The following is a 19,902-nucleotide window of genomic DNA, read 5'->3' on the forward strand; positions in this document are numbered from 1 at the left end:
GCTGGATCGGAATTCCGGCAATAGTCGCGTCATGATCGAAAAGCTGGACATGTTCATCGCCCTTGCCCGCGAACAGCACTTTGGCCGCGCGGCCGAGGCCTGTGGCGTCACCCAACCCAGCCTTTCAGCGGCAATCAAGCAATTGGAGGATCAGCTGGGGGTGATGTTGGTGCACCGTGGCTCGCGGTTTCAGGGGCTGACGCCCGAAGGCCAGCGGGTACTGGACTGGTCGCGCCAGATCGTTGGCGACGTGCGCACCATGAAAGAAGAGATGCGCACCGCACGGCAAGGTCTGTCAGGAAACCTGCGGCTGGCGGTCATCCCAACGGCGCTGACGCTGGTGTCGGACCTCACCGCCGATTTTGCCAGCCGCCATCCCAATGTGCGTTTCACCATCTGGTCGCGCACTTCGGGGGAAATTCTGAAGATGCTGGAAAACCTGCAGATCGATGCGGGTCTGACCTATCTGGACAATGAACCGCTGGGCCGCGTGACCTCGGTGCCGATCTATGCCGAACGCTACGCGCTGGTGTTGCGGCGTGACCATCCGCTGGCCGGTGAGCCTCAGGTAAAATGGGCACAGCTGCGCGACCTGCCCTTGGCGCTGTTGACGCCGGACATGCAGAACCGGCGGATCATCAACGAACATCTGACGGCTGTGGGCGTCGAGGCGCAGCCGCAGATCGAAGCCTCTTCGCTGATCGTTTTGACCTCACATGTGCTGGCCGGGGGCTGGGCAACGATTCTGCCGCAAAAGGGGGCGGAGGTGTTTCTGGAGAACCCCGACCTCACTGCGATTCCCCTGATCGCCCCCGAAGCAAGCCACCGGATTGGGTTAATTGCGCCACACCGAGAGCCCCACACGCCGGTGCTGGCGGCGCTTCTGGATCAGGCAAGGTCGCTTTCGGACCAACTGAAGCAACGATAGCCTTTACCTATCAAGTAACGAAAAAGCGATATTGAACTGCGGTGTGAAATCCACCCAAATCGCGCTAAGTTACAGTTAGGGAGGGCCGCGCGATGCCAGCTGCATTGCTTGCCGATACTCAAGCCGAGGCATTGAATGACATCCTCGCCCGTCACGACGGGCTGGAGGGTCCGCTGCTGCCGATCCTGCACGCGGTGCAGGAAGAATTTGACCACATCCCTGCCGCGGCGGTGCCGGTGATCGCGGATCATCTGAACATCGGCCGCGCCGAGGTGCATGGCGTTGTCAGCTTCTACCACGATTTCCGCGACCTGCCTGCGGGCCGCCATGTGGTGAAGATCTGCCGCGCCGAGGCCTGTCAGGCCATGGGGGTGAACCAGATGGCCGATGGTGCGCTGCAAAAGCTGGGGCTGGAATGGCACGGCACCTCCAAAAACGGCGCTGTGACGGTGGAGCCGGTCTATTGCCTTGGCCTCTGCGCCTCGGGACCGGCTGCGATGGTGGATGACACGCTACACGGTCGCCTGACGGCTGAGAAACTGGAAACCCTGCTGGCGGAGGCAAGCGCATGAAGATCTACGTGCCCCTAGACACCGCCGCCGTGGCTGTTGGCGCTGATGCCATTGCCGATGCCATTCTGGCCGAAGCCAAAGCTCGCGACATCCCTGTGGAACTGATCCGCAACGGCACCCGCGGCATGGTCTGGCTGGAACCGCTGGTCGAGGTTGAGACCGAGGCGGGCCGCCTGGGGTTCGGTCCGATGGAAACCGCAGATGTGCCGTTTCTGTTTGATGATCTTGAGGGCCACGCCAAGGCACTGGGTCCGGTGGAGGAGATCCCCTATCTGGCGCGCCAGACCCGCCTGACTTTTGCCCGTTGCGGCGTGATCGACCCGCTGTCGATTGCGGATTATGAGGCGCATGGCGGCCTCGCCGGTCTGCGCCGCGCGCTGGCGATGACACCCGCCGATGTGGTGCAGGAAGTCACCGAATCGGGCCTGCGGGGCCGTGGTGGCGCGGGCTTCCCCACGGGGATCAAATGGAACACGGTTCTGGGCGCTGAGGCGGATCAGAAATACATCATCTGCAACGCTGATGAGGGCGACAGTGGCACCTTTGCCGACCGGATGATCATGGAAGGGGACCCCTTCACCCTGATCGAAGGCATGGCGATTGCTGGCCTCGCCGTTGGGGCGACCAAGGGCTATGTCTACCTGCGTTCGGAATATCCCGTGGCCATCCGTGTGATGAAAGAGGCCGTGCGCATCGCCCGGCTGAACGGTCTGCTGGGCGCGGATCTGTTGGGATCTGGCAAAGCGTTCGACATGGAAATCCGCGTAGGTGCGGGGGCCTATGTCTGCGGCGAGGAAACCTCGCTCCTGAACTCGCTCGAAGGCAAGCGCGGCATCGTGCGGGCCAAGCCACCGCTGCCCGCCCTTGAGGGTTTTTTGGGCAAGCCCACCGTGGTTAACAACGTGATCTCACTGGCCACCGTGCCAGTCATTCTGGAAAAAGGCGCGCAGCATTACGCGGACTTCGGCCTTGGCCGGTCGCGCGGCACCATGCCGATCCAGATCGCGGGCAACGTCAAATATGGCGGGTTGTTTGAAACCGCCTTTGGCATGCCGCTGGGCGATCTTATCAACGACATCGCAGGTGGCACCGCGACGGGCCGTCCGGTGAAGGCGGTGCAGGTCGGCGGCCCCTTGGGCGCCTATCTGGCGCCAGCCAAGTTCGATACGCCTTTTGGCTATGAGGAATTTACCGCCGAAGACGCCCTGATTGGCCACGCCGGTATCGTGGTCTTTGATGACAGCGCCGACATGCTGGGCATGGCGCGGTTCGCGATGGAGTTCTGCGCGGTGGAAAGCTGCGGCAAATGCACCCCCTGCCGCATTGGTGCGGTGCGCGGTGTGGAAACCATCGACCGCATCAAAGCCGGTGACAGCGCAGCGGTGGAGCTGCTGACCGACCTTTGCGACACGATGAAAGAGGGATCGCTCTGCGCGCTGGGGGGCTTCACCCCCTTCCCCGTCATGTCCGCCCTTGAACAATTCCCCGAAGAATTCACCCCCGCGAAGGAGGCCGCAGAATGAAAGATTTCATGATGCCCGACGATTACGACATGGGCACGCCCGCGTCGAAATCCACCAACATGGTCTCGCTCACTGTGGATGGCTTTGAGGTTTCGGTCCCCGAAGGCACCTCGGTCATGCGGGCCTCGATGGAGGCGGGGATCAAGATCCCCAAGCTTTGCGCCACCGACTCGGTTGAGGCGTTTGGCTCCTGCCGCTTGTGTCTGGTCGAGATTGAAGGCCGCCGTGGCACCCCTGCTTCCTGCACCACCCCGGTCAGCGAAGGCATGGTGGTGAAAACCCAGACCGAGAAGGTGCAGAAGCTGCGCAAAGGTGTGATGGAGCTCTACATCTCGGACCACCCGCTGGACTGCCTGACCTGTGCGGCCAATGGCGACTGCGAATTGCAGGATGCTGCCGGGGCCGTGGGCCTGCGCGATGTGCGCTATGAGGCCAAGGAAACCCATTTTGAGGCCCGCAACACCAGCGGCGAAGACAACCCGCAGTGGCTGCCCAAGGACGACAGCAACCCCTATTTCACCTATGACCCCTCCAAATGCATCGTCTGTTCACGCTGCGTGCGCGCCTGCGAAGAGGTGCAGGGCACCTTTGCACTGACCATCGAAGGCCGTGGCTTTGACAGCCGTGTCTCTGCCGGGATGGCGGGGGATGATTTCCTGGGTTCCGATTGCGTCAGCTGTGGCGCCTGTGTGCAGGCCTGCCCCACCGCAACCCTGCAGGAAAAATCCGTCATCGAACTGGGCACGCCGGACAAATCCGTCATCACCACCTGCGCCTACTGCGGCGTGGGCTGTTCCTTCAAGGCGGAAATGCGCGGTGACGAACTGGTGCGTATGGTGCCTTACAAACACGGCAAGGCGAACCGTGGCCATTCCTGCGTGAAGGGCCGTTTCGCCTATGGCTATGCCAACCACAAAGATCGCATCCTGAACCCGATGATCCGCGACTCGATCGAGGATCCGTGGCAGGAAGTCAGCTGGGACGAGGCGCTGAGCTTTGCTGCCAACCGTCTGAAAGGGCTGCAGGAAAAGCATGGCCGCCGGTCTATCGGGGTGATCACCTCCAGCCGTTTGCACCAATGAGGAAACCTTCCTGGTGCAGAAACTGGCGCGCGGCGTGTTCCTAAACAACAACACCGACACCTGCGCCCGTGTCTGCCATTCGCCCACCGGCTACGGGCTGGGGCAGACCTTTGGCACCTCGGCGGGGACGCAGGATTTCGACAGTGTCGAAGACACCGATGTGGTGATCGTGATCGGCGCCAACCCGACCGACGGGCATCCGGTCTTTGCCAGCCGGTTGAAGAAACGTCTGCGTCAGGGCGCCAAGCTGATCGTGGTGGACCCGCGCCGTACCGATCTGGTGCGTTCAAACCACATTGAGGCGCAGCATCACCTGGCCCTGCGCCCCGGCACAAACGTGGCCGTTGTGACCGCGCTGGCCCATGTGATCGTGACCGAAGGGCTGATGGATCAGTCCTTCATCCAGGAGCGGTGTGACTGGGAAGAGTTCCAGGAATACGCCGAATTTGTCAGCGATCCGCGCCACAGCCCGGAAGCCGTTGAACTGCTGACCGGCGTGCCTGCGCATGAGTTGCGCGCCGCTGCGCGTCTGTTTGCCACCGGTGGCAACGGCGCGATCTACTACGGTCTGGGTGTGACCGAACATTCGCAGGGCTCCACCACTGTGATCGGCATCGCCAACCTAGCCATGCTGACCGGCAACATCGGCCGGCGCGGTGTCGGGGTGAACCCGCTGCGCGGTCAGAACAACGTGCAGGGTTCCTGCGATATGGGCAGCTTCCCGCATGAACTGCCGGGCTATCGCCATGTGAAAGGCCCGGAGGTCCGCGCCATTTTCGAAGACGCATGGGGCGTGACCATCGATCCGGAACCCGGTCTGCGCATCCCCAACATGCTGGACGCGGCGGTCGATGGCACCTTCAAAGGCCTTTACTGTCAGGGTGAGGACATCCTGCAATCGGACCCCGACACCAAACATGTGGCGGCCGGTCTGGCGGCGATGGAATGTGTCATCGTGCATGACCTCTTCCTCAATGAAACCGCCAACTACGCCCATGTCTTCCTACCCGGCTCGACCTTCCTGGAAAAAGACGGCACCTTCACCAATGCCGAACGCCGCATCAACCGCGTGCGCAAGGTTATGGCGCCGAAAAAACGGCTATGCCGACTGGGAGGTGACGCAGCTGTTGGCGCAGGCAATGGGGGCCGATTGGCACTACACCCACCCCAGCCAGATCATGGATGAGATTGCCGCCACCACCCCCAGCTTTGCCGGTGTGGACTATGCCATGCTGGAGGAAAAAGGCTCGGTCCAATGGCCCTGCAATGAGGCCAACCCCGAGGGCACGCCGTTGATGCATGTCGATGGGTTTGTCCGGGGCAAAGGCCGCTTCATCGTGACCGAATATGTCGCCACGGATGAGAAAACCGGCCCGCGCTTCCCGCTGTTGCTGACCACCGGCCGCATCCTGTCGCAGTATAACGTGGGTGCGCAGACCCGGCGGACGGAAAACGTCGTCTGGCACGATCAGGATGAGCTGGAGATCCACGCCCATGACGCCGAAGTGCGCGGCATCAAGGATGGCGACTGGCTGAAGCTGGCCTCGCGTTCGGGCGAAACCACGCTGCGGGCCAAGATCACCGATCGGGTCAGCACCGGCGTGGTCTACACCACTTTCCACCACCCTGACACGCAGGCCAATGTGATCACCACGGATTACTCCGACTGGGCCACCAACTGCCCGGAGTACAAGGTCACCGCGGTGCAGGTCAGCTTGTCAAACGGTCCCAGCGACTGGCAGGAAGACTATAACGCTCAGGCCGAGAAATCGCGCCGCATCCTGCCGGCGGCTGAGTGATGCGGGCGGCGGTAGATAAACCGGGCCTGACGGCCGGGCCTCTGGGCCTCAGCGACCAGACCACCGCGCTGGCCGAGGAGATGCCCATTGCGCTGGTCTACAATGGCACCACGCTGGCGGTGATGATGGGGTCCCCTTCGGACCTGATCGACTTTGCCGTAGGGTTCTCCCTGACCGAAGGCCTGGTCGACAGTGCCGATGAACTGGGTGATGTGGAGGTGATCCGCCACGCCCAGGGAGTGGAGCTGCAGATGTGGCTGCCTGAGGCCCGCGCCGCCGCAATGGCCAAGCGCCGCCGTGCGCTGGCAGGCCCTGTCGGCTGTGGCCTTTGTGGGGTGGAAAGCCTGGAACAGGCGATGCGCGCCCTGCCGCGTGTGACTGCTGACCTGCAGCTGCGCCGTCAGGACATCCACGCCGCCACCACAACCATGCGCCAGCAGCAGCCGCTGCATGATGAAACCCATGCCGCCCACGCTGCGGGGTTCTATCGCCCCGGCGACGGTCTGATCCTCGTGCGCGAAGACGTGGGCCGCCACAATGCGCTGGACAAATTGGCGGGCGCCCTTGCCCTTGCGGGGATCGATGCCAGCAGCGGCGCCGTCACCGTCACCAGCCGCCTGTCGTCCGAAATGATCCAGAAAACCGCCCAGATCGGCGCGCCGGTGCTGATAGCGGTCTCTGCCCCCACCGCGCTGGGGGTCGATCTGGCCGATCAGGCCGGCCTCACCATAGTGACCCGCGCCCGCGGCAGCCGCTTTGACGTTTTCACCCATTCCCACCGCATCCACAGCGGAGAGCCGCAATGAAACCGGAAAAACTGATCTACATGGCGAACCAGATCGCCACCTTTTTCGAAAGCAAAAAAGAAGCTGAAGGCATCGAAGGCGTCGCCGCCCATATCAGTGACTTCTGGGAGCCGCGGATGCGCGACCAGCTGTTTCAGATCATCGCCGACGGTGGCAACGGGCTGCGCCCACTGGTGCTGAAAGCCGCACCACAGATCCGCAAACCGGTGGAGATCGACTGACCCTCTTTCATCTTGCCAAAACTACTCTGGGGGTGGCGTTCAAAACCCTTTTTGAACGGAGGGGGCAACGCCACCTAACCCTTTCTCAGCCCATCCCCGCTCACCCCGTTCCACTCAGCCTGTGCCAAAGGCCTCGGGGTGTTGTGTGCCAGCGTCGCCAATCATATCCCAATGCGCCTTCGAGCCAACCCAGATGTGGTGTTTCACCTCCAGTGCTTCCGCCCCTTCGGTCAGCACGCCCACGGGCACATAGGTGCGCGCAGGGTCATTGTCCCCCGGCAGAGGGGATCCGCAGGTCCGGCAGAACCAACCCTGCCAATCGACATCGGGCTTTTTCCAGGTGGCGATATTGTCTTGCCCCGACAGCCAACGGAAATCCTCATTCGGGACCACCACCACCGGCACACCAGCGCCGCCGGTCATGCGGCGGCAGATGGAACAGTGGCACATGTAGACGTCGCGGATTTCCGACGTGATCTCGAACCGCACCGCCCCGCAGTTGCATTCCCCTTTGGCCATGGTTCTCTCCTCCGCTGATGCCTCACCCTGTCCCAACCCCCGCCAAAGAAAAAGCCCCCGCCGCAGCAGGGGCCGTTTTCTATCCCAATCGTGTGGCGCTGTTCACACCCATTTCGCCATCGGCGGCAGGCTCATCAGAACCGCGTTGGCGTCATGTCCGGTCTCCAGTCCAAACTTGGTGCCACGGTCATAGACAAGGTTATATTCCGCATAAAGGCCACGGTGCTGCAGCTGCTGGTCTTTGTCCGCCTCATTCCAGTCTGTGTCCCGACGTTTCTCGGTCACCGGCAGGAAGGCCGGCAGGAAAGAACGGCCAACGTCCTGAATAAAGGCAAAGTCCGCCTCCCAGTCGCCCGAATTGTGGTCATCCAGAAAGATGCCGCCAACCCCGCGGGCGCGGCCGCGATGAGGCACAAAGAAATACTCATCCGCCCATGCCTTCAGGCGCGGATAAAACGTGGTATCGTGCTTGTCGCAGTAGTCTTGCTGCACGCCATGGAAATGCGCTGTGTCCTCATCATATTCGATGCAGGGGTTCAGGTCCGACCCACCGCCAAACCACCAGGCGTGCGGGGTCCAGAACATGCGGGTGTTCATATGCACCGCAGGTGTATGCGGGTTCTGCATATGGGCCACCAGCGAAATGCCCGAGGCCCAGAAGCGCGGATCCTCTTTCATGCCGGGGATGCCTTTGCGCGCGGCCATGGCGTTCTGGGCCCGTTCGCCCAACTCGCCGTAAACGGTGGAGATGTTGACCCCCACCTTTTCAAACACCCGGCCGCCGCGCATCACACTCATCAGGCCGCCACCCGCGTCCGAACCATCTGCCGAGGCGCGTTTGGTCTCGGTCACTTCAAAGCGTCCGGCAGGTTGATCCGCGAAGGGACCGGTGGTCTGGCTGTCCTCCAGCGCCTCAAAGGCGGCAACAATTTCGTCACGCAGCTGGCGGAACCACTGGCTGGCGCGTTGTTTTTCGGATGCAAACTCTTCAGTCATCGGGGCCTCATGTCTCACTTGGCTCCGGTCTAACACCCCAGGTCCAGCGCGGAAAGCGCCCAGATTGGCGCAGGGCGCCACGGGTCCCTTTACGGGGTCAATGCGCCGGTGCGGTGACCGGATCCATCAGGGTGCGGCCGCCGTCCACGGTCATGATCTGACCGGTCATAAAGCCCGACGCATCCGAGGCAAGAAACTGCGCCGCCTCGGTCAGCTCGGTGGGGGCGGCAATGCGGCCCAGCGGCGTGCGGGCTTCGATTTCCTCACGGTAGTCGCTGTTTTCGCGCAGGGTTTCTTTCAGGCTGTTCGACATGACCGAGCCAAAAGACAGCCCGTTCACCCGGATCCGGTTCGGCGCCAGCGCCACGGCCAGTGAACGGGTCATCTGATCCAGCGCCGCAGTGCTGACCGAATAGGCCAGCAGTTCAGGCGAGGAGCGGCGCGAGGCAATGCAGGAGATGTTTACAATGGTGCCCGCGGTGCCTTCAGTGTCCCCATCGGCCTGTTTGATCATCCGTTTCGCCACCATCTGCGACAGCTTCAGCGAGGTCAGCAGGTTCTGCTGCAGCATCACCTCCATCGCGTCGTCGCTGTTCAGTGGGTCTGCCGCGATGATCTGGCGTGAGGCATTGACCAGAATATCAACCGTATCAAATGCATCCAGTGTGGCCGAGAGCAGGTTCGCCAGCGTCAGCTTTTCGCGCAGGTCACCGGCAAAATAGCGGTGCGCGTTGCCCTCTTCATTGGGACCCAGCTCCTTGATCAGGTTGCCTTCGTCCATATCGGCGAAGATCACATTGGCACCCTTGTCCAGAAAGTGCCGCCCAATGGCCAAGCCGATGCCGTTAGCGCCACCAGTGACGATGGCAGTTTTGCCGGAAATAGCGAAAGACATGGAGAACTCCTGCGGGCTGAGGCCTGGCTGCGATTAACGACCAGAGCGGCGGGGCCGCGCTGCGTGAAGAACTTTGAACCGGTTATCACCTGCAATTTCTTTAACATCCAGAAACCGCTCGGCAAGAGTTGTTTCATAAGGCAGGTGGCGGTTTGCCACCATCCACAGCTGTCCGGACTGCGCCAGATTGCGCGCAGCCGTGGCGATAAACGCCTGTCCCAATTGGGGTTCTACGGCGCGGCCGGTGTGAAACGGCGGGTTCATGATGACCGCATCCAGCAACCTTTCAGACCGCCACGCAGTGGCATCCGCCCAGTGGAATGTGGCCCGATCGTCACGCACATTCGCTTGCGCGCAGGTGATGGCCGCATGATCTGATTCGACCAGGGCGAGCGTTTTGACCTTCTCCCGCGTCAGGATGTTGCGCGCCAGATAGCCCCAGCCCGCGCCCAGATCCGCAACATGTTTGCCCAGCTTGTCGGGCAGTGCCGACACCAACAGCCGCGACGCCGGATCGATGCCATCCGCCGAAAACACCCCCGGCGCAGTCTCGAAACCCTCGTCGATCTCCTGCCGTTCTGGGGCTTGCCAGTCCGCGAGATCCGCTGCGGTGAAGCCGGTGATCCAGAACAGTTTGCCATGCGCCTTGGAGATCACATTCTCCACCACACCACGTTTGCGCAGATCCTTCAGCAGGCTGTCCACGCCTTCATTCTTAGAGCCATCAATCACCACTGGCCCCGCGGACAGGGCCACAGCCGTGTGGATCATCGCCTTCGCCAGCTTCTTGGCGCGCGGCAGGAACACCATTGCGGCGGTAAAGGCCCCCTCTGGCGCGACCGCAACGTCCCAGCCCTGTTGTTCAAACAGGTCCACATCCGGTTTGAACCCGGTGATCAGCTGGCAGCGCGCCTGCGGCAGGTCACGCAGGCTTACATCCGCGCGGGGGCCAAAAACCGCCACACGGCCGTCACCAAAGGCAAGCCCCCCCGCCGCAAGGGCCAGGGACAAACGGGGATGGGTCATGTCGGAACCTTTTCCAGCAACCAGCGCAACGGCGTCAGGTTACTCTTTTTCCATGGTGCATTGCAGCGGATGCTGATGACGACGGGCAAAATCCATCACCTGTGTCACCTTGGTCTCTGCAATCTCGTGGCTGAAGACACCCACCACCGCGACACCTTTTTTGTGCACGGTCAGCATGATCTCAAACGCCTGGCTGTGGGTCAGGCCAAAGAAACGCTCGAGAATATGCACGACGAATTCCATCGGCGTGTAATCATCATTCAGCAGCATCACCTTATACAGCGGCGGGCGCTTGGTCTTCGGCTTGGTTTTCAAAGCGACGGAGGTGTCGCCGCCGAAATCATCATCGCTATCAGACATGGTGACAGGCGTCTTGGACGGGTCGATCATAATACAGGGTCTTCAGTGTTGAGCTTCGGGGCTTAGAACGGTCTATATAACCTGTGTTGTAGCCGAGAAAAGAGGGCTGCGACCCTGATCCCTGCGACTCTTGCATAAATACGGAGCGAATCTTGGCCCGAAAACTCACTACAATTGGTTTCGATGCCGATGACACCCTTTGGCACAACGAAAGGTTCTTCCGCATCACGCAGGACCGATTCGCCGATTTGCTGCGCGATCATGCCGACAATGACCACCTGATGGACCGTCTACTGGCGGCTGAGCGGCGCAACATCGGGCATTACGGGTTCGGGGTGAAAGGCTTTGTCCTGTCGATGATCGAAACCGCGTTGGAGGTGACAGAAAACCGAGTGCCGGGCGCGGTGCTGCGCGAGCTGATTGATGCTGGACAGGAGATGTTGCAACACCCGATTGAGCTTTTGCCCCACGCGCAAGAGGCGGTGGAAGCGCTGGCCGACAGCCATCGTGTGCTGCTGATCACCAAGGGCGATCTGATCGATCAGGAACGCAAGCTGGCACAATCCGGTCTGGGCGATCTGTTTGACGGGGTGGAGATCGTCACTGACAAGCGGCCCGAGGTCTACACCCGCATCTTCGCGGATCACGGCGATGGGGCCGCGCGCGGGCTGATGGCGGGCAATTCGATGAAGTCTGACGTGGTGCCCATGGTGGAGGCCGGCGGCTGGGGTGTTTACGTGCCGCATGGGCTGATCTGGGAGATGGAGAAAGCCCCCGCCCCCGATCATGCGCCTAAATATGAGGCATTGGATCACCTTGGGCTGCTGCCAGCGCTGGTGGAACGCATCGAACAGGGCTAACGGGGTTTACAGCCTCTCTTCTGACCGAAATTCTCACATATGAACGAATCGGTCAAATGTGAGACGAAATGGACCCCGCTGACACCGCCCTAGCCCAGCACCTGACCCAACTGCGGGCCAGCGCCGGACATTCCCTTGACCAGCTGGCCGAGATCACCGGCCTCAGCCGCGCCACCCTGGCCCGGGTGGAAAAGGCGCAGGTCAGCCCAACCACCCAGACTCTGGCCCGTCTCTGCCGCGCTTACGGGCTATCGATGTCCCGCCTGCTGGCCATGGTCGAAGATCAGCCGCCCGCCGTGATCCCTGCCGAGGCCCGCAGCAGCTGGGTCGATCCCGCCACCGGGTTTCGCCGCACCGTGCTGTCACCCGCCTCTGCCGATCTGGCCGGAGAGTGGCTGGAGTGCCACCTGCCCGCCCAACAATGCCTGAGTTATGAGGCGCCGCCACGTGCCGGTCTGGAACATCACCTCCTGCTTAATGCTGGCGCGCTGACCGTCACAGTCGAAGGCACGTCTCATGGCCTCCAACCCGGGGATTGCCTGCGCTACCGGCTACATGGCGCAACCCGATTTGAAACGGGCAATCAGCCCGCCAGTTACCAGCTATTCCTGATTTGAGGCCCGACATGATCACCGCCCTCACCGCCCCTGAAATGGACTCCCACCTCGACGCGCTTGCAGGCGTGCTGCACGCAACGGTGCTGGACGGCGCCAGCGTTGGCTTCATCCTGCCGCATGATCTGTCCGAGGCCCGCGCCTTCTGGCAAGCGCTGCGGCCCGAGGTGGCCGCGGGCGACCGGCAGATCTTTGTCGCGCTTGAGGAGGGCGAACTGGCCGGTGTTGTGAGCCTCATCACCGGCATGCCCCGCAACCAGCCCCACCGGGGCGAGGTTTCCAAACTGCTGGTCCATCCCAATCACCGCCGCAAAGGGCTGGCGCGGCAACTGATGACCACGTTGGAGGCCGCAGCCCGCGACCACGGCAAAACCCTGCTGACGTTGGACACCCGCACCGGCGACACCGCCGAGCCGCTGTACCGCACATTGGGGTTTGAGGTGGCGGGGGTGATTCCGGGCTACTGTCTGTCGGTCGACGGAACGCGACACGATTCGACCACCTATATGTACAAACCACTCCGGTGACGGGATCAACCGGGGACAACAGGGGCTTTCACGGGCGGGTTGCAAAAGAGCAACCCCCGCAAAGTGCCCCCGTAAATCCACGGTTTCGCCCTGTCCACACAGACAACCACCATATCTGCGCCCCCTACCGGCGCCCAAGCGATCTGCCGCCATATATACAAAAGCGTTAGTGCGACAGGCTTTATTCGATGCAGTTGATGTGCTAGCCTCACCTCAACAAAAATGAGGCCAGACCGGAAAACCGGCGGCACAGAGGCAGATATGGCAGTCATCAGTGACTTGATCGGTAAATTCCGTGCAAGACGGCGTGCTCGTTGGGCAATGCTCGCATTCGCTCTATTGTGGATGCTCGTTGTGGTTCCCCTCAGCGCGCAGGCCGCGCCCTATGCTGCGATGGTCGTGGATGCCCGCGACGGGCGGGTGATCCATTCGCGCAATGCAGACACGCGGCTGCACCCGGCCTCTCTGACCAAGATGATGACGCTTTATATCGCCTTTGAAGCGGTCGAACGGGGGGAAATCAGCCTTGACACCAAGGTGCGTATCACCTCAAAAGCCGCCGCGGAACCGCCGTCCAAACTGGGTCTGGTGGCCGGTCAGCGTATCAAGCTGCGCTACCTGATCCGCGCGGCTGCGGTGAAATCCGCCAATGACGCCGCCACCGCAATTGGCATTGCCATCTCCGGCTCCGAGGCGGCTTTTGCCCGCCGGATGAACCGCACCGCCAAAGCGCTGGGGATGAGCCGCACCACTTTCAAAAACGCCCATGGCCTGACTGAAAAAGGTCATATGTCCACCGCCCGTGATATGACCACATTGGGGCGGCACATCTTTTATGACTACCCCGAGTACTACAATCTGTTCTCGCGCAAATCGACTCACGCGGGCATCAAAACGGTGAACAACACCAACCGCCGCCTGCTGGCGAACTATCGCGGCGCGGATGGGATCAAGACCGGCTACACCCGCGCGGCAGGCTTCAACCTTGTGGCTTCGGCGGAACGGGGCAGCGAACGGATCATCGCCACCGTCTTTGGCGGCCGCTCTACCGCGACCCGCAACAAACGTGTGGCCGAACTGTTGGATATGGGGTTCCGCAAGGCCGCCACCCGCGTTGCCGTGCGCAAGCCGGCGCGACCTGTCTATGGCGCGGAACCGGGGACGGGTAAAATTGTGCGGGTCGCCACAGCGGTGAAACGCAGCCTCAGGCCGAAGGCCCGTCCGGGCGCCGCAGCCGTCCCCACCGCCACAGCTGCAACCAAGACCAATGATCCGGTATTGCTGGCCCTGAGCGATGACATTAACGCCGCCGTGGCCGAGGCCAATGGCAAGGTCCGGCCCAAGGCGCGGATGAGCGCGAAGGATCTGGTGCTGGCCAGCACAGACACCAAAGCGGTGGAGGACACCCCTGCCACCGACAACGGGCAAGAGGTGGTGACCCGCCTCGCCTCTTCTGGGGGCAATCATTGGGGCATCAACGTGGGTCGTTTCCCCAGCCGTTACGCGGCGGAGCGGATGCTGCTGAAAACCGCCCTGACCGAGATGAGCACGCTGGACGGATCCCTGCGCAAAGTGGTGAAGAGCAAATCCGGCTACGACGCCCATTTCCTGGGTATGCCACGGGAAAAGGCCGATCTGGCCTGCCGCCGCCTGCAGGCACGCCAAGTCACCTGTTTCATGGTGGGACCGGGCTAAGGGCCCTAGTGAACCCTCGTCGGCGTTCCTCCCCGCCGCTGTTCGCTACCACCAAAGAGAAGCCCCCGCCTGTTGTGACAGACGGGGGCTTTCTTTCAGGACGGTCAACGTCCCGCAATCAGCTCTTTGGCTTGTCGTCATAGTCGTTGCTCAGGATCCGCTGGCTGTTGCCGTCGGGATCGTCATATTGATTACTCCGCACGGTGTAGACAAAGGCGGCCAGCCCGACGCCGCCCAGAAACAGCGAAATCGGGATCAGATAGGCGATGATTTCCATGGGGCTAATCCTTTCGCCACTCAGCGCAGGCGCAATGCGTTCAGCGACACTGTAATCGAGCTGGTCGACATCGCCAAGGCGGCCACCAGCGGCGTCGCCAGACCGATCACCGCAACCGGCACGGCGATCACGTTGTAAAGCGTCGCAATCTGGAAGTTTTCACGGATCCGTTTTGTTGCGGATTTTGCTGTCTCCAGCGCCTCGGCGATCGGGGACAGGTCGCCACCCAGCAGCACAATGTCCGAGGCAACCCGCGCCGCATCCAGCGCCGAAGCTGGCGAGATCGAGACATGCGCCGCCGTCAGCGCCGCCGTGTCGTTCAGACCGTCGCCCACCATCAAAACCTTCTTATTCGCCACCGCATGAACCTGAATACGGGTGGCTTTGTCTTCGGGCAGCGCTTCGGCCAGCCAATGGGTGATCCCCAGACGCCCCGCCAGTTCTTCCACCGCGCCGGTGTTGTCACCAGACAACAGGATGACCTCTTTGCCCGCGTCTTGCAGCGCTTTCACGGCCACTTCTGCCCCGTCACGCAGACGGTCGGTAAAGGTAAAGGCGACCGGGGCCTGCCCGTCCACGGCCAGCCAGGCTGTGGTCATTTTCGACTTTGGCGCGCCAACCCAGGCCCCACGGCCCAGACGCACCCGTTTGTCGCCCCAGCGCGCCTCAGTGCCGTAGCCCGGCACTTCGCTGACCTCGGAAATCACCGCCGGTTCCACCCCTGCGGCGCGGGCGGCTTGGGTCAAGGACGTCGACAGCGGATGCGCCGAGCCTTCGGCCAGCGCCAGCGCAATCTGCAGATCAGTGGCGTTGTGAACAGTGAGGTTGGTCAGCTCCGGCGTGCCTGCCGTAAGCGTGCCGGTCTTGTCAAAGACAACCGTGTCGACCTGCGCCAAACGTTCCAATGCGGTGGAATGTTTGATCAGCATCCCTTTGCGGAACAACCGGCCCGAGGCCGCAGTCGTCACCGCTGGCACCGCCAATCCCAGCGCACAGGGGCAGGTGATGATCAGAACCGCCGCAGCAATGTTCAGCGCGGTGCGCATATCACCGGAATAAAGCAGCCAGCCCAGGAAACTAAGCGCCGAGAGAATATGCACACCCGGCGCATAAAGCTTGGCCGCCCCATCCGCCAGAGAAGTGTAGCGCGACCGCCCAGATTCCGCGACCGCCACCAGATCGGCCATCCGGTGCAGCGAGGTATCTTTGCCCACAGCAGTTGCGCGCAGGGTCAGCGGGCCGGTTAGATTGACCTCTCCGGCGGACACGTCCTGGCCTGCTGTGGCAAATACCGGCAGGGTCTCCCCGGTCAGCAGGGAACGGTCGATTTCCGAGGTGCCTTCGACGATTTCGCCATCGACCGGCATTCGCCCACCGGGGCGCACCAGCACCAGATCGCCCACCGCAACCTCGGCCACCGGCAGCTTTACCTCAGCGCCATCCCGCAAGACAATCGCCCGGGGCACTTCCAACGCTGCCAGTTCCTCAGCCGCGGATCGGGCCACCGCGCGGGTGCGATGGTCCAGATAGCGGCCCGCCAACAGGAAAAACACCAATGTCAGCGCGGCGTCGAAATAGGCGTGCTCCCCCGAAAGGGAGGTTTCCCAAAGCGATGTCACCACCGCCAGCACAATCGCCAGCACAATCGGCACATCCATGTTGAGCCGCCCGTTTTTCAGCGCGGCAAAGGCATTGCGGAAAAACGGCTGGCCGGAAAAGACAATTGTGGGCAGTGCAATCGCCGCCGAAATCCAGTGGAACAGGTCGCGTGTCGCCGCCTCGGCGCCGGACCAGACCGACACCGACAACAGCATCACATTCATTGAGGCAAAGCCCGCCACCGCCAACCGCATCAGCAGCTCACGACCCGCCTTGTCAGTCTCGGTCGCACTCAGGCTGCCCACGTCCAGCTCATGCGCCTCATAGCCTACCGCGTCCAGCGCCGCGATCAGGGGCGCGACCTCCAGGTCAGGATCGGCTGCGATATTGGCGCGTTTCAGCGTCAGGTTCACCCGCGCCTCTTTCACACCGGGCACAGCCGCCAGCGCCTTTTCCACAGTCGAGATACAGGCGGCGCAATGCACCGCAGGCACGGAAAGCGCCAGCCGCGCCTCTTTCGGCGCGGCCGCTTCAGCAATCGCCTCGGCAGAGGGGGCGGCCACACAGGCCGGACAGGCAGCGGGTTGGGGGCGCAGGGCTTCGGTCATGATTTAGCGTACCACGTCAACGATCACACGCTGGGTAAACAACGTGCCGTCAAGCGCCTTGGCCTCCATCCGGATGTTCCAGTTGCCATCGGCCAGCTCCATCGGCGCTACATAGGCGGTGCCGTCAAACACAAAGGCCGGCGTGACATCATCGGCCACCTGCGTGGCGCGGCCCAGAATGGCACTCAGCTCTGCCGCCTCCACCGGAGCGCCATCGGCACCGGTGATCGCTAGGCGCAAAACACCGTCCTGATGACTGCCAACAACGGTCCAGCCCAACGCCACCTGCGCCGCGCGGCGTTCGTCGAACTGCTGGCTGGCAACATAGGTGTTTTTCACCTCCAGCCCCGGGAAGGTCTTCACCGCGTTCACGGCCAGGGTGATGTTCACAGCGATGATGACACTGAACGCCGCCACAAAGATAAACAGCACATGTTTGCCGGTAAGTTGCTTGACCATGGTTAGTTTCCTTTCCCGTTGAACACGGTGTCCTTGAAGGCGCGGTCGCCATTGCTGGTGTCTTCGACCCAGAACCGGAGGACGACGCGTTCGCTCAACGCCGGTTCCGATCCTTTGGGCGCGATAATGTAGACGCGCTGCAGTTTCATTTCATCCGCCGGAACGGTGACGGTGTGATAGGGCGTGCCCTCCAACTGCAAACGCAGGGCGGAATCGCCTTTGATCGACAGTTTGAACGGGCGGTCATCGCCGTTTTTGTTGCGCAGGCGCACATCATAGGTATTGCGGATCGAGCCGTCCGACAGCGTCACATAGGTCGGGTTGCGGTCCGGCGCGACGGTCAGTTCAATTTCGGCCCGGATGAACAGCGCCACCACCAGCGCCACACCCACCAAGGACCACAGACCGGTATAGAGCATAGTGCGGGCCCGAAAGATGTGGGTCCACGCCGATTTGGGCTTTTCGCCAGCCTGTTCGGCCGTTTCATCGGTCAGTGCCATATAGTCGATCAGGCCACGCGGCTTGCCGATCTTCTCCATCACATCGTCACAGGCATCGATGCAAAGCCCACAGGTGATGCATTCCATCTGCTGCCCGTCGCGGATGTCGATGCCCATGGGGCAGACGTTCACACAGGCCATGCAGTCGATACAGTCACCCTGCGGCGCGGCTAGCTCCACCGGCACGGGGCCAGCGGCGACAGCATCAGACGTCGTGGCAGTGGTGGCTACGGGTTTCTTTTTCGCGCCCTTCAGCTTGCCACGTGGTTCGCCGCGCCAGTGACGGTAGCCGATGGTCAGCGTGTCCTCGTCCATCATCGCGGCCTGAATACGCGGCCAGGGGCAGGCGTAGATACAGATCTGTTCCCGCGCGATGCCACCAAAGAAGAAGGTCGTGGCGGTCAGGATGAACATAGTGGAATAGGCAATTGGATGTGCATTCAGCGTCACCAGATCCACCAGAAGCGTTGGTGCATCCGCAAAGTAGAACACCCAAGCGCCCCCGGTTGCCAAAGCGATCAGCACCCAGCTGGCCCATTTGGACAGCCGCAGGCGGAGCTTGCGCAGATCCCACTTTTTCTGCCGGTGCAGTCGCAGGCGCGCGTTCCGGTCGCCTTCGATCCAACGTTCTACAAGAATGAAGAGGTCGGTCCAGACGGTCTGGGGGCAGGCGTAGCCGCACCAGACCCGCCCCAAGGCAGAGGTGAACAGGAACAGGCCAAGACCCGCCATCACCAGAAGCCCCGCCACGAAGTAGAACTCATGCGGCCAGATCTCAATCCAGAAGAAGTAGAAACGGCGGTTGGCCAGATCGACCAGAACAGCCTGATCCGGCAGGCTGGCACCACGGTCCCAGCGGATCCAGGGCGTCAGGTAGTAAATCCCAAGGGTGATCGCCATGATCACCCATTTCAGATTGCGAAACGCCCCGGAGACACGGCGTGGAAACACGGGTTCTCGGGCGGCATACAGGTTTTGCGGGGCGTCGGGTTGGGTTTGCGACACGGACTCACTCCGTTGGCTAAATATTATTTTACCCTTCTCGGGGGTCACGGCCTCCCTTACTTTGACCCAGATCAAACTCACATCTGCAATTCATCTATTGGCCGCTTTGTCGCACCAGCCATCGGGCAAATGATTTCAACGGCGGGCGCTGCGGGCCAGGGCGGGTGACCAGATAATAGCCGGTCTTGTCGGTCTCTTCGAACAACACCTGCAAGCGGCCGGCCTCAATATCCGTTTCAATCAAGGCTTTTGCCGCCACGCCGATGCCCTGCGCCGCCCGCAGCGCTTCGATCATCAGATAACCGGGCATCGAGGAGATGCCGTAAGCCGGATCCTGCACAATGCCCTTTTGTCGCAGCCAGGTGCTGCATTCATGGGTCCCCAATTCCTGCAACCACGGCAGATCCAGCAGGTCTTCGGGCTGAAGGTCGGGTTTGGTTGGCACCAGCTCCGGTGCGGCGACCAGCACAATCGGCGACGGCACGATCAACCGCGCCTCCAGACCGGGCCAATCGCCGTTGCCATGGCGAATCGCCACATCGATGCCACCGGGCTCCAGCTGCTTCACCTCGGCGGTGGGATCGATCATCAGGCTGACCTCAGGGTGTTTGCTGCGAAAATCGCCAAGGCGCGGCATCAACCAGTTGGAGGCAAAGGACGGCGTGGTGGAAATCTGCAAGGGGCGCTGCGCTTCGCCACCGGTCAGGGCCTCCACCACCCGCACCACTTCGCCAAAACCACGTTCCAGCGCATGGGCCAGTTGCAACCCGTCATCATTCAAAACGGTGCTGCGCGCCCGTCGGTCCAGGAGGGTCAGTCCCAGATGCGCCTCCAAGCCCTTGATCTGCTGAGAGATTGCCGCGTGGCTGACATTCAGCAACGCGCCGGCCGCCGCCATGCTGCCGGCCTGATGAAACGCCAGAAACGCACGCAGCGCATTAAGAGGGGGCAGAGCACGCCAATCCATATGTAACCTCAGCTTACAGATTTGAATTCGAACCAGAGTCGTCTTAGCAACGCATATGTAGTTA

The 19,902-nt window shown here is 61.9% G+C and carries 19 protein-coding genes and 1 pseudogene; 10 read left to right on the forward strand and 10 right to left on the reverse strand.

Annotation, left to right across the window (positions count from 1 at the left end; genetic code table 11):
- The first annotated feature begins 31 nt into the window (after positions 1-31).
- From SIC14_RS02455 to SIC14_RS02480, 6 genes and pseudogenes are all read left to right on the forward strand, one after another.
- The gene (locus SIC14_RS02455; protein ID WP_412564262.1) at positions 32-928 is read left to right on the forward strand and encodes a LysR family transcriptional regulator; all 897 of its coding nucleotides are present in this window, start codon (positions 32-34) and stop codon (positions 926-928) included.
- Positions 929-1,020: 92 nt separating this feature from the next.
- The gene (locus SIC14_RS02460; RefSeq protein ID WP_412564263.1) at positions 1,021-1,500 is read left to right on the forward strand and encodes a formate dehydrogenase subunit gamma; all 480 of its coding nucleotides are present in this window, start codon (positions 1,021-1,023) and stop codon (positions 1,498-1,500) included.
- On the forward strand, positions 1,497-3,023 hold the full coding sequence (locus SIC14_RS02465; RefSeq protein WP_412564264.1) for a formate dehydrogenase beta subunit: 1,527 nt from the start codon (positions 1,497-1,499) through the stop codon (positions 3,021-3,023). Before SIC14_RS02460 ends, SIC14_RS02465 begins: the two co-directional genes overlap by 4 nt.
- Positions 3,020-5,904, forward strand: a pseudogene (gene fdhF / locus SIC14_RS02470) (formate dehydrogenase subunit alpha). The gene SIC14_RS02465 and the pseudogene fdhF overlap by 4 nt, the downstream one beginning before the upstream one ends.
- Positions 5,904-6,710: a formate dehydrogenase accessory sulfurtransferase FdhD gene (fdhD, locus tag SIC14_RS02475; protein ID WP_412564265.1), complete on the forward strand. Its 807-nt coding sequence runs from the start codon at positions 5,904-5,906 to the stop codon at positions 6,708-6,710. The pseudogene fdhF and the gene fdhD overlap by 1 nt, the downstream one beginning before the upstream one ends.
- Positions 6,707-6,931 (forward strand): formate dehydrogenase subunit delta, encoded by a 225-nt coding sequence (locus SIC14_RS02480; RefSeq protein WP_412564266.1) that lies wholly within the window; start codon positions 6,707-6,709, stop codon positions 6,929-6,931. The genes fdhD and SIC14_RS02480 overlap by 4 nt, the downstream gene beginning before the upstream one ends.
- 114 nt (positions 6,932-7,045) lie before the next feature.
- Here SIC14_RS02480 and SIC14_RS02485 read toward each other — a convergent pair whose 3' ends face one another.
- The 5 genes from SIC14_RS02485 to clpS all read right to left on the reverse strand — a co-directional run bounded on the left by SIC14_RS02485 (position 7,046) and on the right by clpS (position 10,757).
- Entirely contained in the window at positions 7,046-7,450 is a 405-nt protein-coding gene (locus SIC14_RS02485) for a GFA family protein (protein WP_412564267.1), read from the reverse strand.
- A 102-nt stretch (positions 7,451-7,552) separates the two neighbouring features.
- The gene (gene hemF / locus SIC14_RS02490) at positions 7,553-8,446 is read right to left on the reverse strand and encodes an oxygen-dependent coproporphyrinogen oxidase (RefSeq protein WP_412564268.1); all 894 of its coding nucleotides are present in this window, start codon (positions 8,444-8,446) and stop codon (positions 7,553-7,555) included.
- A gap of 97 nt (positions 8,447-8,543) precedes the next feature.
- Positions 8,544-9,341, reverse strand: coding sequence for an SDR family NAD(P)-dependent oxidoreductase (locus SIC14_RS02495; protein WP_412564269.1), 798 nt, complete (start codon positions 9,339-9,341; stop codon positions 8,544-8,546).
- Positions 9,342-9,374: 33 nt separating this feature from the next.
- The gene (locus tag SIC14_RS02500; protein ID WP_412564270.1) at positions 9,375-10,367 is read right to left on the reverse strand and encodes a class I SAM-dependent methyltransferase; all 993 of its coding nucleotides are present in this window, start codon (positions 10,365-10,367) and stop codon (positions 9,375-9,377) included.
- A gap of 39 nt (positions 10,368-10,406) precedes the next feature.
- Positions 10,407-10,757, reverse strand: a complete 351-nt coding sequence (gene clpS / locus SIC14_RS02505) for an ATP-dependent Clp protease adapter ClpS (RefSeq protein WP_412564271.1) — start codon at positions 10,755-10,757, stop codon at positions 10,407-10,409.
- Positions 10,758-10,879: 122 nt separating this feature from the next.
- Between clpS and SIC14_RS02510 the strand changes: the two genes are divergently transcribed.
- From SIC14_RS02510 to SIC14_RS02525, 4 genes are all read left to right on the forward strand, one after another.
- Complete coding sequence (locus SIC14_RS02510; RefSeq protein ID WP_412564272.1) at positions 10,880-11,587, forward strand: HAD family hydrolase; 708 nt, start codon at positions 10,880-10,882, stop codon at positions 11,585-11,587.
- Between the two features lie 68 nt (positions 11,588-11,655).
- Complete coding sequence (locus SIC14_RS02515; RefSeq protein ID WP_412564273.1) at positions 11,656-12,204, forward strand: helix-turn-helix domain-containing protein; 549 nt, start codon at positions 11,656-11,658, stop codon at positions 12,202-12,204.
- An 8-nt stretch (positions 12,205-12,212) separates the two neighbouring features.
- Positions 12,213-12,728, forward strand: coding sequence for an N-acetyltransferase family protein (locus tag SIC14_RS02520; RefSeq protein WP_412564274.1), 516 nt, complete (start codon positions 12,213-12,215; stop codon positions 12,726-12,728).
- A gap of 345 nt (positions 12,729-13,073) precedes the next feature.
- Positions 13,074-14,423 (forward strand): D-alanyl-D-alanine carboxypeptidase family protein, encoded by a 1,350-nt coding sequence (locus SIC14_RS02525; RefSeq protein WP_412565810.1) that lies wholly within the window; start codon positions 13,074-13,076, stop codon positions 14,421-14,423.
- Positions 14,424-14,541: 118 nt separating this feature from the next.
- On the opposite strand, the gene ccoS is transcribed toward SIC14_RS02525, so the two are convergent.
- The 5 genes from ccoS to SIC14_RS02550 all read right to left on the reverse strand — a co-directional run bounded on the left by ccoS (position 14,542) and on the right by SIC14_RS02550 (position 19,838).
- Positions 14,542-14,700: a cbb3-type cytochrome oxidase assembly protein CcoS gene (gene ccoS, locus SIC14_RS02530; RefSeq protein WP_412564275.1), complete on the reverse strand. Its 159-nt coding sequence runs from the start codon at positions 14,698-14,700 to the stop codon at positions 14,542-14,544.
- Between the two features lie 20 nt (positions 14,701-14,720).
- Complete coding sequence (locus SIC14_RS02535; protein ID WP_412564276.1) at positions 14,721-16,907, reverse strand: heavy metal translocating P-type ATPase; 2,187 nt, start codon at positions 16,905-16,907, stop codon at positions 14,721-14,723.
- A 3-nt stretch (positions 16,908-16,910) separates the two neighbouring features.
- Positions 16,911-17,366: a FixH family protein gene (locus tag SIC14_RS02540; RefSeq protein WP_412564277.1), complete on the reverse strand. Its 456-nt coding sequence runs from the start codon at positions 17,364-17,366 to the stop codon at positions 16,911-16,913.
- 2 nt (positions 17,367-17,368) lie between these two features.
- Positions 17,369-18,871 carry a cytochrome c oxidase accessory protein CcoG gene (gene ccoG, locus SIC14_RS02545; protein ID WP_412564278.1) on the reverse strand — a complete coding sequence of 501 codons (1,503 nt, stop codon included), beginning with the start codon at positions 18,869-18,871 and terminating at the stop codon, positions 17,369-17,371.
- 94 nt (positions 18,872-18,965) lie between these two features.
- Complete coding sequence (locus SIC14_RS02550; protein WP_412564279.1) at positions 18,966-19,838, reverse strand: LysR family transcriptional regulator; 873 nt, start codon at positions 19,836-19,838, stop codon at positions 18,966-18,968.
- Between the last annotated feature and the right edge of the window lie 64 nt (positions 19,839-19,902).

The sequence above is a fragment of the Thalassobius sp. MITS945101 genome (genome assembly GCF_047123305.1).
Classification (GTDB): Bacteria; Pseudomonadota; Alphaproteobacteria; order Rhodobacterales; family Rhodobacteraceae; genus Thalassobius.

Bases quoted from the DNA above. Each gene is read 5' to 3' on its own strand.
- SIC14_RS02455 (WP_412564262.1), top strand. From the start codon at position 32: ATGATCGAAAAGCTGGACATGTTCATCGCCCTTGCCCGCGAACAGCAC.
- SIC14_RS02460 (WP_412564263.1), top strand. From the start codon at position 1,021: ATGCCAGCTGCATTGCTTGCCGATACTCAAGCCGAGGCATTGAATGAC.
- SIC14_RS02465 (WP_412564264.1), top strand. From the start codon at position 1,497: ATGAAGATCTACGTGCCCCTAGACACCGCCGCCGTGGCTGTTGGCGCT.
- fdhD (WP_412564265.1), top strand. From the start codon at position 5,904: ATGCGGGCGGCGGTAGATAAACCGGGCCTGACGGCCGGGCCTCTGGGC.
- SIC14_RS02480 (WP_412564266.1), top strand. From the start codon at position 6,707: ATGAAACCGGAAAAACTGATCTACATGGCGAACCAGATCGCCACCTTT.
- SIC14_RS02485 (WP_412564267.1), bottom strand. From the start codon at position 7,450: ATGGCCAAAGGGGAATGCAACTGCGGGGCGGTGCGGTTCGAGATCACG.
- hemF (WP_412564268.1), bottom strand. From the start codon at position 8,446: ATGACTGAAGAGTTTGCATCCGAAAAACAACGCGCCAGCCAGTGGTTC.
- SIC14_RS02495 (WP_412564269.1), bottom strand. From the start codon at position 9,341: ATGTCTTTCGCTATTTCCGGCAAAACTGCCATCGTCACTGGTGGCGCT.
- SIC14_RS02500 (WP_412564270.1), bottom strand. From the start codon at position 10,367: ATGACCCATCCCCGTTTGTCCCTGGCCCTTGCGGCGGGGGGGCTTGCC.
- clpS (WP_412564271.1), bottom strand. From the start codon at position 10,757: ATGATCGACCCGTCCAAGACGCCTGTCACCATGTCTGATAGCGATGAT.
- SIC14_RS02515 (WP_412564273.1), top strand. From the start codon at position 11,656: ATGGACCCCGCTGACACCGCCCTAGCCCAGCACCTGACCCAACTGCGG.
- SIC14_RS02520 (WP_412564274.1), top strand. From the start codon at position 12,213: ATGATCACCGCCCTCACCGCCCCTGAAATGGACTCCCACCTCGACGCG.
- SIC14_RS02525 (WP_412565810.1), top strand. From the start codon at position 13,074: ATGCTCGTTGTGGTTCCCCTCAGCGCGCAGGCCGCGCCCTATGCTGCG.
- ccoS (WP_412564275.1), bottom strand. From the start codon at position 14,700: ATGGAAATCATCGCCTATCTGATCCCGATTTCGCTGTTTCTGGGCGGC.
- SIC14_RS02535 (WP_412564276.1), bottom strand. From the start codon at position 16,907: ATGACCGAAGCCCTGCGCCCCCAACCCGCTGCCTGTCCGGCCTGTGTG.
- SIC14_RS02540 (WP_412564277.1), bottom strand. From the start codon at position 17,366: ATGGTCAAGCAACTTACCGGCAAACATGTGCTGTTTATCTTTGTGGCG.
- SIC14_RS02550 (WP_412564279.1), bottom strand. From the start codon at position 19,838: ATGGATTGGCGTGCTCTGCCCCCTCTTAATGCGCTGCGTGCGTTTCTG.